Here is a 16,005-nt window from a genome sequence, read left to right as displayed (position 1 = left end):
TTAACATTCAATAGATAAATGATTGAGCGAGATCATTTTGTGAACTGTTCCATTTTTTTGAGGTTTTCCTCATAGGCTTTTTGTTGATAAGCCATTACTTTGTCATAGCCTGCTTTTCTGCGGTCTTCCAAAAAGCGGGCAAACAGCTGATCGAACTCCTCATCCGAGGAAGCTAGCAGCAGCTTCGGTAATGCCTTGCCCCAAATTTTGTCTATCTGGCCTGAAGCAATGCCTTCTGCCGAGGTTCCGGTCGGTTTGATATTTTCATATTGGGAGAAGCTGTGGGTCTTGCCTTTCGTCCAATCTTCCGGCTGCTTATACGGCTCGACGCTGGGCGGCGCCCACTGCAAATTCATATTCGTATCCATCAGCATCCAGAAAGTGAAGGAGGCGCCATACTTTTTGTCAAAAGCAGAGCGATCCTTGTTCAGCAGTTCCAGTACCTCCGGCTTGAAGGCTGGCTTACTGTTAACCGTGTCCCACAGCTTTCCTTGCTCCCCTAGATATAGATCACGGTTCCCTTCCTCGCTAATCAGATAAGTCAGAAATTCAATAGCCCGCTCCTTGTCTTTGACATCCTTCGAAATGAGCGTCACCGTCCAACCGGAAATGCCCGGACCGGCCAGCGTCGGCGGGTCCAGCTTACTGTTGGAGGGTCCATCCACCGCAATGTAGACGGAGTTCGGGTCCTTCGCATGTAACATCACCTGTTGTGTAGCAAAGTCGGAACGCTGATATAGCATGGCAAAATATCGGCCTTGTGCCACCTTTTCCTCCATTTGCGGACGTTTGTCGATAAATACGTCCTTGGCGATCAGGCCCTGCTCATTTGCTTGACGGAATGTTTTAAGCCAGCGAATGTATTCTTCGTCTGAACGACGGTCGTACAACTTCCCATCCTTTTCATGCGGAATGGCTAGAAAATTGAGTAAATAGTCTTCAAAAGAATAATTCCCGTTATCCGTAAATTCGTGGAACCCTATCGGGATCAACGGCTGACCGTTCACCTCTGGAAATTTCTCTTTCGCTTTTTGAAGCGCTTTCAAAAATCCTTCCGGTGTTCTCATATCCGGCTTGCCAATCGCCTCATACATATCCTTCCGAACCATAAACGTCTGATTGGAGACAAAATTTTGGCCGTATTTTTGGTAGTCCTGCGGTGAAGAGGACGCGTTGGGATACCCATATACATTCCCGTCTGTTTGACGATACCAGGACATTTTGGCCGGGTCAGCCATTTTAATCAGATACGGATCGTATTTCTCGGCCAGCTTGTTAAGCGGGAGAACCATCTTGCCCTCGATCATTTTTTTGACCGCATCTTCCCCCCAACCAAGCGTGACAAAATCAGGCAGCTTACCGGAGGCGAGCATGGTATTCAGCTTTTCATTTTCATTCCCAGCAGGTACGATAAAATTGACATTGACTCCAGTCTTTTGCGTCACATATTTCGAAGTCATATCCGTCCCCCACTTGTTCGGGAACCAGGAAAAATTTAAATACCAGTCAAACGTAATCGGCTCTGTATCGGCCTTCCAGCCTGGCGCATCTGCCGAAGCCTTAGTCTTCTCGTCCTTCAATTCCGTGACAGCGCCACTTCCACCGGATGTACATCCCACGAGCGTTCCTACCAGTAGAACAACAGCTAACAGCCCCTTCTGCCATTTGCGAATGTTCATCATAAATCTCCCCTTTGGATGATATGCTAGCCCTTAACCGAGCCGATCATTAGCCCTTTGACAAAATATTTTTGCAGAAATGGATATACAAGTACAATCGGCAACGTTGTTATGACCATCGTCGCCAGCTTGATGGACTGCGAAGTAACGGACTGGGCGACAATCCCGGGTGCGGCAGACATCATTTGATTAGAGCTGGATTGGGCAACAACTCGGTACAAATACGTCTGAATCGGCTGAAGATCCGTATTATTGATATAGATCATTCCTGTAAAATAATCGTTCCACTGGTACACCCCATGAAACAACGAAATGGTCGCTACTACAGGCATCGATACAGGAAGTACGATCCGGCAGAAGATGCTGAAGTCGTTAGCACCGTCTATTTTCGCCGCCTCCTCCAACGCATCCGGCAGCTCCCGGAAAAAAGCCATAAAAATAATAAGGTCAAAAAAGCTGAACATTGCAGGAATGATGTACACCCAAAAGCTGTCCAGCAGCCCAAGATCACGGATCAGCAAATACGTAGGAATCAAACCTCCACCGAAAAATAGGGTAATGGTGCCGATCAGCATATACAGCTTACGCCCGATCAGCTCTCTACGGGAATATGCATATGCAATCATTGCGGTAAAAAACACATGTACAATCGTGCCAATTAGCGTCTTGGCAACCGTTACCCCCATCGCAGTCATGATGCCGCTGTTGGCAAAAACAGCCTGATAGCTATCCAGACTAAAGAGTCTCGGCCACCAGTAAATGCCGCCTCGCATTGCGTCAGCTCCTTCGTTAAAGGAGTTCACCAGCACATACCACACGGGATATAAGGTCACAAAACAAATAACCAGCATGAAGATGTTGTTGAAGAAATCGAATATCGCTTCGCCTGCTGTTCTGCGTCGCAATAACTGCATACATCCGTCCTCCTTCAAAATAGAGAGGTATTATTCATCCGTTTGGTCACCGAATTGGCTATCAGCAGCAAAATGAGAGCAAGAACTGATTTTAGCAATCCCACCGCAGTAGAATACGAGAAGCGTCCCTGCTGAATGCCCACCTGATATACATAAATATCAACTACATTACTTGCACTTTCATTTAGCGAGTTACGCAGGACAAGAATTTGATCAAAGTTGGAGTTCAATATGCCGCTGACCGCTAAAATAAACAAAATGGATATTGTGCCCTTAATGGCGGGAAGTGTGACGTACCACATTTTCTGAAACCGTCCCGCTCCGTCAATGGTGGCTGCTTCGTACATGTCCGTAGATACGCCCGCCATGGCTGCCAAATAAATAATAGCTGACCATCCAAGCTCCTTCCAAATATCCGAGCTGACGACGATAGTCCAAAAATAGCCTGGCTCCGCTAAATAACTAATCGGCTGGTCGATCCAGCCCCAAGCCAGCAACAGTTGATTGATCATCCCGGTATCTGCCAGCCATGTGGTTAAAATTCCGCCAAGAATGACCCATGATAGAAAGTGAGGAAGGTACGAAATGGTCTGAATGGATTTTTTAAACCGCGTAGACCGGATTTCATTTAGAAACAGAGCAAACACAATAGGTAACGGGAACCCGATTGCCAGCTTGAGCAGGCTAATGCCCAGTGTATTTTTGACAATATACCAGAAGCTATCATCCTCTAAGAAGGCACGAAAATGTTCTAACCCCGCCCATGGTGCGCTTGATATAGTACCAATAATGTCAAAATGTTTGAAAGCAATCAAAATGCCGTACATCGGAATGTAATGGAAAATAATCATCCATACCACTCCAAGCAGTGCCATGGTCTGCAAATGTTTTTGCCCCCTCCATCTGCGGGCTAGTGACGTCCATCTCCCCGATCGGATCGGCGGCTGCGGCTGTGGCTGTGGACTCTTCCATCCTGTACTCATACAGAAGACCTCCCTTCTCCATAATGTAAGCACTTACATTAATTATTTTAGGGGCTTCTGCTTTTAATGAGTAGTACTGGATTTTTTGATTTTGGTGTCTAAAGTTCAGGTGAAGATAGGACAATACGCAAAAAAATTATTCCAGCCCTTGGATTTTCTATTTCTATTAATTTACGAAAAAGACTATCAGATGGTACGATAAGACTATATAGAATTCCAATCATTACCTATGTACCTAGATCAGGAGGATTAAGAATGGAAGAATTAGTTCGTTCGATTCAGAAACAGGTTCGGATTAAAAGGTTTGCCTGCTGGGCAGGGTTCTTCATGTTTGGCCTGTGTACTTTAGTCGGCGTGGCAGCTCAGGAATGGTTTATGACCCTCCTGGGGCTCGGGATGACAGTCCTATCGATTTATGGATTGACCATGCTACGCGGTATGACAAAGTTAAGTAAAGAGTATCAGCCAGGAAAGGGCTATGGTTATTATCGCCGTACGGCACAACAAAAGCTGCGTTATTTGACTTGGGGACAGTGGTTACTCGGCGGCTTTATCGTTTTGATGTTCTTTATATACCACGTCCGCCTTAGTGCTTTTCTTATAGCTATCTTGGGGATCTTGACCATTCAATTCAGTATCAAAAAACGAATTAAAAATCATCAGGAGCCCGACGTCACAGAGTTGGATGAGTTTGTACGGATGGGGATTGTCTCTCCGCATGAGCAAACTATTGGAGTGTATAAAGATTTCCTACACCTTAGCCATACGTTTCAGGGTAACCAAATTGTTATCGTTACTGACAAACGGCTGATATCTGTGTTTGTAGAGGAACAAGGACGTGCGTTGAAAACAGAAATACTACTTTCAGGTATAAACAAAGTACGCGCCATCGGTACGGGTTTTCAGGGTCAAGGTTTATTACTGTCTGTAAGCAACCGTGACCATAACGAGCTTCACATTCATATGGTCGGGAAAAGCATTTACTTTTCGCCAGAGCAATTCGTGGGCTGCTTGCTACGAGCACTGGACGCAGCATTAAAAATTGGATCATACAGTACAGAAGACACATTCCCCGCTTACCAACAGACAAGGATTTCATTGCATCCATTAGAACAAGGTTTGTTGCACAAGCCTACAACCGCTTAAATATTCCTCATAAAAAACGCTAAATAGCAAGCAAGCTCTGATCTTCATGAGCTTACTTGCTATTTGGTTAATCAAAACATCCTACTTTTTACCATTCTCACTTATTAATGATTGGCTCCATGATAAAACACGGTGATGAGATCATGACTAGTAACAAACACCAGCAAACTAAACAGACTGAGCGACAACGGGCGTGAAATCAATTTTTTCATCCTTTAACACTCCTTTTAGAATAGTTATATATTGGTCTTGCTGTGTTGCCGTAGCTTGGGATCTGAAAATCTCAAATATAGCAGTACATTTCCTAAACTCATGCTCATGTTCCATACCCAGAGTATCGGACAGCTTGAGAGATTGCAGGATATAGCCCAACGCAACCCTAAACTGCCGCAGTTTTATATAATAAAGAGCCAACTGATAGCAGAAGCGAAAATAATATGAAACATTCACAGGCTCTTCAAAATATTTAAAATCCTCAATTTGTTCGGCAAATGATTCAAGCACGCGCTCCAAAGGATAGTCGTGTCTGGTCGCTCCCTCAACAATGGAAAGAAGTCCTGGTAACAGCTCTTCCGGATTGTCACGAAGAAATTGAACGTATTCCTGCAACATTTCGGAACGACCTGACAAAATATCAAGAGCATATAAATTAGCTCTCGCAGCATGGCGATAATAATCCACTTCTGCTTCTCCATATGGATCGAGACCATTAAACCAGCCTAACTCTGCATATTTTTCAATGCAATCTCGGGCGGCCTCATACTTGCCCTGTTTTTGGAAGGCCATGCCTTTCATAAGATGACTGTAGCCGTAATAGTAGACTAACGGCCGTTTGGTATGTATCGGTTGTATAGGTTTCTTGAATGCTTTGTAGAGCTGCCACTCTTGATACTTCTGGTTGACGTGGTAATACAGCTGATCGCATAAAGCGATCATATGGGTACCATCCATAAACGAAAAGGACAGCTTAATCATGTTAACAAGTGTGTCTAGATCTGTGATGTCGGAGTGAACAAGATCATCCACCCTCCCCACCTCCTTGTCCGACTTTTGTACTCATCAAACAAACCATGATCTATATCCCAATCAAAAATAACTTAATTACGTATTTATAACGTAATTAAGTTATATCATGAAATCAAACATATGACAAGGGAAATTATAAAATATTCCAGTTTTCAAAATGTAGATCCTATAGAGCATTCATTTGTTCAGTTCCATATGAAGCAACGGAAATGCCCGGCCTGATCCATCCAGCGCAGATCGTCCTGTTTGTTTAAAGCCATAATGTCTATAGAAAGCATGCGCCTTCTCGTTTTGCTCATTCACATCTACTTTGAGGTGCGTCCCTTTTATTTTTTCAGCATGCTTGATAAGTCGGCTGCCTGTGCCCTGTCCATGCCGTTCTGGGTCGACAAACAGCATCTCTATTTTCTGCCCGTCCAGCCCGATAAAACCCGTGGGCTCCTGAAGTTCAGTACATTCTACCCAAACCTCAATTTCTCTAAAAGCGCCGTTACTTACGATGTGATGGTAAAATTGAATGTCCTCTTCAGACAAAAATGTGTGCGTTTGGCGTACTGCACGAAGCCAAATATCTACGAGTTGATCATGATTTTCTTCTCGATAAGCAATAATGTCATGTGGCACTGTATTTCCCCCTTATGCGAATATCCGTATAGTATGGTTTGCAGTAAGTCTAACATGTGTATTTAGCAGCATTCAAACACAAAAAGGAGGCGGATTCTTCCGCCTCCTTTAGGTTACAACCCTTTACAATGTAACACCATTTTTGAAGATAGCAAGCTCCCTGAAATTGTTTTTCTCATTATTCACCCAGGTTCCACTGGCTACATCAATAATGTAATCAACAAAGTTGCGTAGCGCATCTTCCATACTGACATCCTCCACCAGTGAACCAGCGTTATAGTCGATCCAGTGAGGTTTAGCCTTATATAGCGGCGAGTTGGTCGACACCTTCATCGTCGGAACGAACGAGCCAAAAGGCGTGCCTCGCCCGGTTGTGAATATGACGAGCTGACAGCCCGCTGCAGCAAGCGCTGAAGAAGCAACCAGATCGTTCCCCGGCGCGCTGAGCAGATTAAGTCCCTTGGTCTTGAGACGCTCCCCGTACTGAATAACATCGGTGACCGTGGAGGACCCGGATTTTTGCGTACAGCCCAGTGATTTATCCTCCAGTGTCGTGATGCCGCCTGCTTTATTGCCTGGTGACGGATTTTCGTATACTGGCTGCTTATAATCCAGAAAATATTGTTTGAAATCGTTAATCAAATGTACGATCTTATCGAATACTTGCTCATCGGCAGCGCGCTCCATTAAAATCGTCTCCGCGCCGAACATCTCGGGTACCTCCGTCAGTACGGTCGTTCCACCCTGCGCTGCCATATAATCCGACAGTCGTCCAAGCAGTGGATTGGCAGTAATACCCGACAGGCCGTCAGAGCCACCGCATTTCAAGCCGATGTTCAGCTCAGACAAAGGTACAGCTTCGCGACGATCTTCTTGCACAGCTGCAAAAATTTCATGGAGCAACCTTACCCCTTCCTCCACTTCATCCGACACCTCCTGGGAAAGTAAAAACTTCACCCGCTCCGCGTCATATTCCCCGATGGCTTCTTTAAATTCTTTCATTTCATTGTTCTCACAGCCCAAACCAAGTACTAGTACGCCACCCGCATTCGCGTGTTTCACTGCATCAATCAAAATCGTGCGCGTATGTGCATGGTCGTCGCCCAACTGAGAACATCCATAGTTATGCTTGAGCACAAGTGCATTTTCAAAAGGTGAGATATCTCCCACTTCCTGCTTGAAGCGGTTTAAAATGAGTTCGGCAATTCCGTTCACACAGCCTACCGTCGGCACAATCCACAACTCATTGCGAATCCCTACACGACCATCCTTGCGCCGAAATCCTTGAAACGTCCGACTCTCCTGTTCATAAATATGAGGAGCTGGCTTAGGCTTGTAAGTATATTCCTCCACACCTGTCAGATTCGTTTTCGTATTATGCGTATGCACATGTTGACCTGCCTGAATGGGCTGAATGGCATGACCGATGGGATATCCGTATTTCAGAACATGCCCACCTTCAGGGATGTCCTGCAACGCAATTTTGTGCCCACGCGCTACATCCTCCGCCAGCTCCACGCATTGTTCTTGTTGTGCTCCCCATGCCAGCGTCTCTCCCTGCTTGTAATCACGCAAAGCGACAGCCACGTTATCTTGATCATGAATTTGAATGAATTCCAGCATTCCAGTCTCCTCCTTGCTTATGCTCCGGGTACGCTGTTCCCGGTTAGAGAATCGAGCGTCTCCTTCATTCCTCTGCTTGTAATTTCATACACGTGCTGCGCCGTTTGTTCAGCCAGCCCTTCGATCTGATTCAGATCTTGACCCCACCATGTCTGTTTGCTGAGTACCTGCTCGGTCAATTGCTTCGCTCCAGCGAGAGATCCGTCATACGTACTCCACAGTTCGCCAAACGTGCTCAATACTTCCGCTTCGTCGGCCAATGCAATCGACTCGCCATTTCTGTCTCCCCGGTAAAATACGAGTAAGGATGCTAGCGAAAATACGATTTTGGCAGGCAACGCCTTACGCTGTGCCACATACTGTAGCAAGGATGGCAAGTTCCGTGTCTTGAACTTGGATACCGAATTCAATGCGATGCTCATGACATAATGACTTACATAGGGATTACGGAACCGTTCAATCACATCGTCGGCATATACATTCAATTCCGCTGCTGGCGAGTCCAGTGTCGGAATAATTTCTTCTCGAATCAACGACTGGATATATTCGCCCATAACCTTATGCTCGACCGCTTGCCCCACTGTATCCAGGCCATATAGATAGGCTACTGGGGTAAGCGCCGTATGTGCTCCATTCAAAATGCGCACCTTCCGTGTACGATATGGCGCCATATCGTCGACAATTAGTACATTCAATCCAGCCAAATGAGCAGGTAATTCTTCTTTAAGCCACTGTGGCCCTTCAATAACCCATAAATGATACTGCTCGCCCACAACAACCAAATCGTCCTTGTAACCCAATTCCGCTTGGATTTCATGAATCCGGTCTTTGGGATAACCAGGTACAATCCGATCCACCAAACTGTTGCAGAACGTATTCGCTTTCTCTAGCCATGCAATAAATTCGGCCCCAAGCTCCCATTGGTTCGCATATTTCAGCACGATTTCCTTGAGAGCGTCTCCATTACGGTCGATGAGTTCGCACGGAATAATGACCAGTCCCTTGCTTTGATCGCCCTTGAAAAATTGAAAGCGCTTGTACAGAAAGGCGGTCAGCTTGCCTGGAAAGCTTTTTTGCGGGCGATCTTCCAATTGATCCTCAGGTGTATAAGCGATCCCTGCCTCCGTTGTGTTTGAAACAATAAAGCGCAGCTCTGGCTTTTGGGATAATGCTTCATACTCCATGAATTCCGGGCCGTATGGATTAATACCACGAGTGACGCACTCCACAACGGTATGCTCTTTCATGGCTTTCCCGTCCTTAATTCCTTCAAGGATAACCGTATAGAGACCATCCTGTACGTTAAGCTTCTCCACAAGGCCTCCTGGCTGCGGTTGTACAATCACAACCCCTGTATTCCATTCTGCCAGCTTATTCATTTTGTCAATTTGCCAGTCTACAAAAGCACGCAGGAAGTTCCCTTCCCCGAATTGCAGTACCCTCTCGGGATGTGGTTCTGTAATGATAAAGCTTTTTCTGTTTAATTGGTCTAATTCATCTACATGTTTCATCTGGAGTAGCCTCCCACTAGTACCATAATGATTTCACCGTTATTTTATCACAATGCACACGTTAACAAAATAGTTTTATCAACATTTTTAGTTTAAAAAAATAATAATGACAATAATATGAACACGTTAACATATACGTTTATATAAAAATATGCAAGTATATTGTCCTTCTTGCGTTGTTTCGCACCTGTTCCAAGACGGTTAAGGCTAACTATTACCCTATCCCGAGACCTTGTTCATATATACATTTCAGCAGAATAGACGCAAGAAAGCACGGGCAGGATAACACTACTTACTAGGCAGGAGGAGCATCTATGAAGACAATCGCAGATACTATTGTACAAGTTTTAGTTAATGCAGGGGTCAAGCGGATCTATGGCATCGTTGGAGATTCATTAAATAATATGGTGGATTCCATTCGCAGCAATGGTCAAATTGAATGGATTCATGTAAGGCACGAAGAAGTGGCTGCCTTTGCAGCTGGAGCAGATGCTGATCTTAGTGGCAGCATTGCCGTATGTGCCGGTAGTAGCGGCCCCGGGAATCTGCATCTGATTAACGGTTTATATGATTGCCACCGCAATCGAGTGCCTGTACTTGCTATTGCGGCTCATATTCCAAGTGATGAAATCGGAAGTGAATATTTTCAGGCTACACACCCTGAGCATCTTTTTGGAGAATGCAGTCACTTTTGTGAGGTAATTACGACACCGCGTCAAATTCCAAGAACAGTGACCATGGCTATTCAGGAGGCAGTTTCACGTTCAGGTGTTTCCGTCATTGTTCTTCCCGGTGACGTAGCAGCTTTGGAAGCGGAAAAGGTGCCCACTCCTGAACATGTCTATCACCCCACAGCACCTGTCGTCCATCCGTCCGCTTCTGAAATTTCCCGGCTGGCCGAATATTTAAATAACGGTAAACGAATTACGCTGCTTTGTGGCGCTGGTTGTGCTCACTCTCACGACTTGCTTATGCAGCTGTGCGACAAGCTAAAGTCTCCCATGGTATCCGCTCTGCGAGGCAAGGAATATCTGGAATATAACAACCCTTATTATGCTGGATTGACGGGGCTGATCGGGTATTCTTCCGGGTACCATGCCTTGATGGATTGTGACGTCCTGCTCATGCTCGGAACAGACTTTCCTTACAGACAATTTTATCCTGAAGATGCGATTGTCCTACAGGTAGATATAAATCCTTCCCATCTCGGCAGACGAACTCCGTTGACGTATGGTTTATGCGGGGATGTAAGGGCAACGTTGGAAATGCTGCTTCCTCATTTAACGTCGAAGCATGATACCAAGCATCTGGAAAAAACCGTCTCCCATTATGCCAAGGTACGCCAGGAGCTGGACGATCTGGCGGTTGGTAAGCCAGGTCATATGCCGATCCATCCGCAATATCTCGCCAAGGTTATCAGTGATGCCGCCCAGGAAAATGCTATTTTCACTTGTGATGTCGGTACTCCCACAGTATGGGCAGCACGTTATTTGCAAATGAACGGTCAGCGCCGACTTCTCGGTTCCTTCAATCATGGTACGATGGCAAATGCACTGCCGCAGGCGATCGGTGCGCAAGCCACTGAGCCTGACCGACAGGTGATTGCCCTCTCAGGCGATGGAGGACTCACGATGCTGATGGGCGACCTGCTCACCCTAAAACAGCATCAACTGCCTGTAAAAGTTATTGTTTTCAACAATGGCGCTCTCGGCTTTGTCGAGTTGGAAATGAAAGCAGCCGGATTCTTGGAAAACGGGACTGAACTGGTTAACCCTGATTTTGGTGCTGTAGCACAAGCCATGGGACTTAAGGGCATTCGGGTTGAAGATCCGACCATGCTGGAGGATGCCATTCAGCAAGCATTGGCTCATGACGGCCCTGTTGTGGTAGATGTGGTGGTGAACCGTCAGGAACTATCCATGCCACCTAAAATTAATCTTAAGCAAGCAGAGGGCTTTACGCTGTGGATGATGAAAGCCGTGCTGAACGGACGCGGAGACGAGATTGTTGAACTGGCAAAAACCAATCTCTTTCGTTAAATACATGACGAAAGTGCTCATTTCAACAAAAAAGGGGCAGGAACAGTGCTTGAGCATTGTTCCTGCCCCTTTGGGGCTTGCCTCTTTTACATAACAAAACTCAGCGTAGTCTGTCTGCCGTCGATTTCCGCTTCATGAGCGCGGTTTCCATAAATATAAGCTCGCCCTCATTGGACGGTGACTGAATTCGTTCCAGAATGCAAGCGGCTCCGCGCTCGCTAATCTGCTCAATCGGTCTTTTGACCGTCGTTAACGGTGGAGTCGTATACATTGAGAAGCCGATATCGTCAAACCCAATGATAGAGATATCCTCCGGTACTTTCAAGCCATTTTCAAATACCGCATTCATCGCACCAATAGCCATATCATCGTTAGAGCAAAACACTGCTGTCGGTGGTTCTTCCAAGGCAAGCAGTTGCTTCATTGCCAGACTTCCGCTTTCCGTATCATAGTGACCCTGCACAATATATTCGTGTCGGATCGGCTTACCACGATCAATTAATGCATTCATGAAACCCTCGCGGCGTTGCTGGGTCGACTTGAAGCCTTCTACCCCCTCGATAATCGCAATGCGTTCATGCCCACTTTCAATGAGAAAAGAAACGGCTTCATAGGAGCCTTCCTTATCATTAGAAATCACATTTACAATCCCAGCGCCAGACACCTGCCGGTTCAGTACAACTAGTGGAATGCCTTGACCTAGCACATGATAAATAAAAGGGTTGTCCGCTTCGCTTTGGCTCATCAGAATGATGCCATCAAAACGCTTGCGATGAATAGCAGAAAAATCAGCGTAATCGTCAATTCCTCGCACAAACAGATTGTAATCCACCCCAATGACGTTGTTAACTCCACGGATGGTATCCGCAAAAAAACTGGAGCTGGTGCCTTCTGAAATACTGGTGAAAAACAGGCCTATCGTATGCGAGCGCTGGAGAACCAGGCTTTTAGCATTGTAATTTGGAATGTAATTGAGCTGCTCTGCCAACTCCATAATTTTGCGTTTTGTATCTTCTTTAATCAGCGGGCTGTTATTGAGCGCCCGGGAGACGGTTGTATGGGAAACATTAGCCAGTTTGGCAATGTCTTTAATAGTAGCTGCCATATACGTATCCTTTCCTTAGTAAGGCTCTAAAAAATTATATACTCACCATACCACAGGAGCCGCCCGGAAAAGAAGACCTTCACAAATTATACGCGGTTGTCCGCATGTCGACGCTGTAATTCTTGAACCATTTCTGCATGTCTGCTGTCCGTCAGTTTGTACATTTTACCGATTACTAGCATGGCCAATGCCAAGGCAACAGCCGGATAAAGACAAAGCAAGGCTTTGATTCCAAGCAGCGTTCCAGAGGATTGAATCACATTCGGTACATATCCTACAAGCGCCAGTCCAATACCCGATAGAAAGCCGGACAAGGATTGAGCCAATTTACGTGAAAAGTTAAATAGTGAGTAGGTAATCCCTTCCTTGCGCTCCCCGGATGACCATTCGCCGTAATCAATGATATCGGACACGAATGCCCAGGTAACCCCGTTGGGAATACTAATACCAATGAACGAAATACTCGCCAGAATTGTGAAAATATATACGTTGGAAGGCATCAAAAAGTTAATCGAATCGGCAATAACGCTAACTAGCATCCCTAAGATTGCTGTTTTACGTTTACCAAAACGCCGTACCAGTTTGGGCAGGAACAATACACCCAGCAGTGACGAACCGATAATAATAAAATTCATATACGCCATTAATTCTACATGTCCCAAATTATATTCGGCAAAATAGATCAACAGTGCGGACTTGATATTGTAAGCGGAAATGGTGAAAATCGTCATTAAAACGAGCACCAGCAAGGGTTTATTATTCGTAAAGGTGTGCACAATCACGCCTAAAGATAGCTTCTCTTTTGGCCCGGACTGGCTAATAATACGTTCTTTCGTTCCTCGGTAACATATGATGAAAGCGATCACACCAATGAATGACATGATCCCCATGACCACCGGATAGCCAACATGATGGTTAGGAAACAATAAAATAAGCGGCATGACCACGACACTGGTTACGAATAATGCACCTAGTGATCCCGCCTGACGGAAAGATGACAACGAAGCACGTTGCTGAGTATCCTGCGTAATGGCAGCACCCAACGAGCCGTATGGAATGTTTACAATAGAGTAACCAATCCCCCAGATCATATAGGACGCGTAGGCGTAAATGAGTTTGCCTGTGGGTGAAATATTCGGCGAAATAAAGGTAAGAACCGTAAGAATTGCTAGGATAACGCTTCCAACGACAAGAAAAGGTCTAAATTTTCCGCGTGTACCGATATGTTTGCGATAATCAACAAAGGACCCTACAATGGGATCACAGACGGCGGCAAACAGCTTGCTGACCAAGAAAATGCCTGCGGCGGCTCCTGCAGAAACCCCTGCTACATCCGTAAAAAATTTCAGCAAATACAACTGCCCCAAATCAAACATGAATCCGTTTCCAAAGTCACCCATACCATACGAAATCTTTTCTTTCAGGCTAATATGCTCACCTGTCTTGTTGTCAGTTTGGACGCTCTCCTGCACGATAGGCACTCCCATACCTACACACTCCTCTACACTTGTAATTATTTTCACATACTCATTGATATCTATTTTGGTTTTTAATTGCTCTTGCCGGGAGATGGGTACAAGCTCCTAGCAAGAGCTCCTTTTCTCTGAAGTTAGTGAGTCCTCACTTTAAATGTAGCGTCACTTACTATGAACAACCGTTGGGAAGTTAAAATATTGCTCGGCGTTATTGTAGCAAATATTTTGTACCATGGCTCCGAGCAGTTCCAGATCCTCAGGGGCCTTGCCCTCCTGAACCCACGTTCCGATTAAATCGCAAAGGATACGGCGGAAATATTCATGACGTGTGTAAGATAGAAAGCTGCGCGAATCCGTCAGCATGCCAATAAAGCGGGATAGCACTCCGTAATTAGCCAGCAGCTTCATCTGCTCCTGCATGCCTTCGATATGGTCATTAAACCACCAAGCGGTACCAAACTGGATTTTCCCTACTGTACCACCGGATTGGAAGCTGCCTGCGAGACTTGCCAATACTGGATAGTCAACCGAATTAAGCGAATACAAAATGGTTTTTGGCAATCCTCCTGCCAGTTCCTGTGCATCCAGCAATGCTGCCAGTGGACGAGCGAGGGAACCATCGTTTACAGCATCGTAGCCTGTATCCGGTCCCAAACGACGGAACATCGCAGTGTTGTTGTTACGCAGCGCGTGAATATGGTACTGCATCGCCCAGCCGTGTTCTGCATACTGTTTGCCAAGGAAGACCAGCACGTACGACTTATATTTCGCCTCTTCCAAAGGAGTCACACGGCCTTCCTCCAGCCCCTTGCTGAATATGGCTGCTGCTTCCTCCGGTGTTGTTTCTTCAAAAACTACAGTATCCAGCGCATGATCAGATACCCGACCTCCGGCAGCATGAAAATGGCGCACCCGGCTTGCCAGCGCATTCAAAAATCCTTCAAACCCGGAAACGTCCAATCCGCTGACTTCACCCAATCGAGCCACCCATGGCTGGAAGGTTTCACGATTAATTTCCAAAGCTTTGTCGGGGCGGAAGCTTGGCAACACAGCTACTGGGAAATCGGTCAGCTTGCTGATTTGTTTGTGGTATTCGAGATGGTCGGTCGGATCATCCGTGGTGCACACGACAGTTACCTTCGAGTTCACAATCAGATCACGTGCCCCATAGCCCGGCCCCTGCAGCTTTTGGTTTACCTTTTCCCAAATCACAGGTGCGTTCTGTTCATTCAGCAACTCGTAGACACCAAAAAAGCGTTGAAGCTCCAAATGTGTCCAATGGTACAACGGGTTGCCGATCAGTGTAGGTACAGTTTTGGCCCAGGCCAGAAACTTGTCATAATCTTCACCATCACCCGTGATCAATCGCTCCTCGACCCCATTGGCCCGCATAAGTCTCCACTTGTAATGATCACCGTACAACCAAGCTTCCGTAATATTCTTGAATTTTTTATTTTCATAAATTTCTTGTGGACTTAAATGACAATGATAGTCAATAATCGGCATATCCTTGGCATATTGATGATACAAGGTTTCAGCCGTTGGATTGCTCAACAAAAAGTTTTCGTCTAAAAACGTTTTGGTCATTACTTTCTCATCCCTTCTATAATCGTGTTTCTTAATTAATTGTTAACGTTAACAAAAATATTCGAGCTCTACTTACCTTTTAACAATTACATTCTCCATAACATAGAAATCCACGTGGTTATACAGGATGAAAAAGCTATAATATGATTTCTGTACATCCTATCACGCTGGATTACTTCACCTTAAATTTAATGTTTACGTTAACAACAATTACATTGTAACCGCTATCCTTTGTAGAGGAAAGTGATTTTTATCATGTGAGCGGATAAAAATGATCTGCCCCCATTTGAGGA

At 45.6% G+C, this 16,005-nt stretch carries 12 protein-coding genes; 2 read left to right on the top strand and 10 right to left on the bottom strand.

Annotated features, from left to right (window positions below; all coding sequences use genetic code 11):
- Positions 1-32 precede the first annotated feature (32 nt).
- The 3 genes from HFD99_RS13860 to HFD99_RS13850 are packed head-to-tail and all read right to left on the bottom strand — an operon-like array spanning position 33 to position 3,576.
- Positions 33-1,679, bottom strand: coding sequence for an extracellular solute-binding protein (locus HFD99_RS13860; protein ID WP_167440922.1), 1,647 nt, complete (start codon positions 1,677-1,679; stop codon positions 33-35).
- A gap of 26 nt (positions 1,680-1,705) precedes the next feature.
- On the bottom strand, positions 1,706-2,593 hold the full coding sequence (locus HFD99_RS13855) for a carbohydrate ABC transporter permease (protein ID WP_016821081.1): 888 nt from the start codon (positions 2,591-2,593) through the stop codon (positions 1,706-1,708).
- Positions 2,594-2,607: 14 nt separating this feature from the next.
- The gene (locus HFD99_RS13850) at positions 2,608-3,576 is read right to left on the bottom strand and encodes an ABC transporter permease (protein ID WP_167440920.1); all 969 of its coding nucleotides are present in this window, start codon (positions 3,574-3,576) and stop codon (positions 2,608-2,610) included.
- Positions 3,577-3,831: 255 nt separating this feature from the next.
- Between HFD99_RS13850 and HFD99_RS13845 the strand changes: the two genes are divergently transcribed.
- Positions 3,832-4,722 (top strand): hypothetical protein, encoded by an 891-nt coding sequence (locus HFD99_RS13845; RefSeq protein WP_167440919.1) that lies wholly within the window; start codon positions 3,832-3,834, stop codon positions 4,720-4,722.
- Positions 4,723-4,890: 168 nt separating this feature from the next.
- Here the strand turns inward: HFD99_RS13845 and HFD99_RS13840 are convergent, their stop codons facing one another.
- The 4 genes from HFD99_RS13840 to HFD99_RS13825 all read right to left on the bottom strand — a co-directional run bounded on the left by HFD99_RS13840 (position 4,891) and on the right by HFD99_RS13825 (position 9,506).
- Positions 4,891-5,748, bottom strand: a complete 858-nt coding sequence (locus HFD99_RS13840; protein ID WP_016821078.1) for a DNA-binding protein — start codon at positions 5,746-5,748, stop codon at positions 4,891-4,893.
- A gap of 177 nt (positions 5,749-5,925) precedes the next feature.
- Positions 5,926-6,372: an acetyltransferase gene (locus tag HFD99_RS13835; RefSeq protein ID WP_019687063.1), complete on the bottom strand. Its 447-nt coding sequence runs from the start codon at positions 6,370-6,372 to the stop codon at positions 5,926-5,928.
- A gap of 123 nt (positions 6,373-6,495) precedes the next feature.
- A complete protein-coding gene (locus tag HFD99_RS13830) occupies positions 6,496-7,995 on the bottom strand; it encodes a UxaA family hydrolase (RefSeq protein ID WP_017428347.1) in 1,500 nt (499 codons plus the stop codon).
- 17 nt (positions 7,996-8,012) lie between these two features.
- Positions 8,013-9,506: a tagaturonate reductase gene (locus HFD99_RS13825; protein ID WP_017428346.1), complete on the bottom strand. Its 1,494-nt coding sequence runs from the start codon at positions 9,504-9,506 to the stop codon at positions 8,013-8,015.
- Between the two features lie 314 nt (positions 9,507-9,820).
- Here HFD99_RS13825 and poxB point away from each other — a divergent pair, with 314 nt between their 5' ends.
- Complete coding sequence (gene poxB / locus HFD99_RS13820; RefSeq protein WP_031463363.1) at positions 9,821-11,545, top strand: ubiquinone-dependent pyruvate dehydrogenase; 1,725 nt, start codon at positions 9,821-9,823, stop codon at positions 11,543-11,545.
- A 100-nt stretch (positions 11,546-11,645) separates the two neighbouring features.
- Here the strand turns inward: poxB and HFD99_RS13815 are convergent, their stop codons facing one another.
- The 3 genes from HFD99_RS13815 to uxaC form a co-directional block, all read right to left on the bottom strand.
- Positions 11,646-12,650, bottom strand: coding sequence for a LacI family DNA-binding transcriptional regulator (locus HFD99_RS13815; protein ID WP_016821073.1), 1,005 nt, complete (start codon positions 12,648-12,650; stop codon positions 11,646-11,648).
- Positions 12,651-12,736: 86 nt separating this feature from the next.
- Complete coding sequence (locus tag HFD99_RS13810; protein WP_016821072.1) at positions 12,737-14,137, bottom strand: MFS transporter; 1,401 nt, start codon at positions 14,135-14,137, stop codon at positions 12,737-12,739.
- A gap of 150 nt (positions 14,138-14,287) precedes the next feature.
- The gene (gene uxaC, locus HFD99_RS13805) at positions 14,288-15,712 is read right to left on the bottom strand and encodes a glucuronate isomerase (protein ID WP_016821071.1); all 1,425 of its coding nucleotides are present in this window, start codon (positions 15,710-15,712) and stop codon (positions 14,288-14,290) included.
- Positions 15,713-16,005 lie beyond the last annotated feature (293 nt).

Origin of the sequence: Paenibacillus sp. EKM301P (genome assembly GCF_011800295.1) — a bacterium.
Lineage (GTDB): Bacteria > Bacillota > Bacilli > Paenibacillales > Paenibacillaceae > Paenibacillus > Paenibacillus polymyxa.
This window is presented reverse-complemented; position numbering and strand designations above follow the sequence as displayed.

Excerpts from the sequence above, each read along its gene's own strand:
- HFD99_RS13860 (WP_167440922.1), bottom strand. The coding sequence starts at position 1,679 with ATGAACATTCGCAAATGGCAGAAGGGGCTGTTAGCTGTTGTTCTACTG.
- HFD99_RS13855 (WP_016821081.1), bottom strand. The coding sequence starts at position 2,593 with ATGCAGTTATTGCGACGCAGAACAGCAGGCGAAGCGATATTCGATTTC.
- HFD99_RS13850 (WP_167440920.1), bottom strand. The coding sequence starts at position 3,576 with ATGAGTACAGGATGGAAGAGTCCACAGCCACAGCCGCAGCCGCCGATC.
- HFD99_RS13845 (WP_167440919.1), top strand. The coding sequence starts at position 3,832 with ATGGAAGAATTAGTTCGTTCGATTCAGAAACAGGTTCGGATTAAAAGG.
- HFD99_RS13830 (WP_017428347.1), bottom strand. The coding sequence starts at position 7,995 with ATGCTGGAATTCATTCAAATTCATGATCAAGATAACGTGGCTGTCGCT.
- HFD99_RS13825 (WP_017428346.1), bottom strand. The coding sequence starts at position 9,506 with ATGAAACATGTAGATGAATTAGACCAATTAAACAGAAAAAGCTTTATC.
- poxB (WP_031463363.1), top strand. The coding sequence starts at position 9,821 with ATGAAGACAATCGCAGATACTATTGTACAAGTTTTAGTTAATGCAGGG.
- HFD99_RS13815 (WP_016821073.1), bottom strand. The coding sequence starts at position 12,650 with ATGGCAGCTACTATTAAAGACATTGCCAAACTGGCTAATGTTTCCCAT.
- HFD99_RS13810 (WP_016821072.1), bottom strand. The coding sequence starts at position 14,137 with ATGGGAGTGCCTATCGTGCAGGAGAGCGTCCAAACTGACAACAAGACA.
- uxaC (WP_016821071.1), bottom strand. The coding sequence starts at position 15,712 with ATGACCAAAACGTTTTTAGACGAAAACTTTTTGTTGAGCAATCCAACG.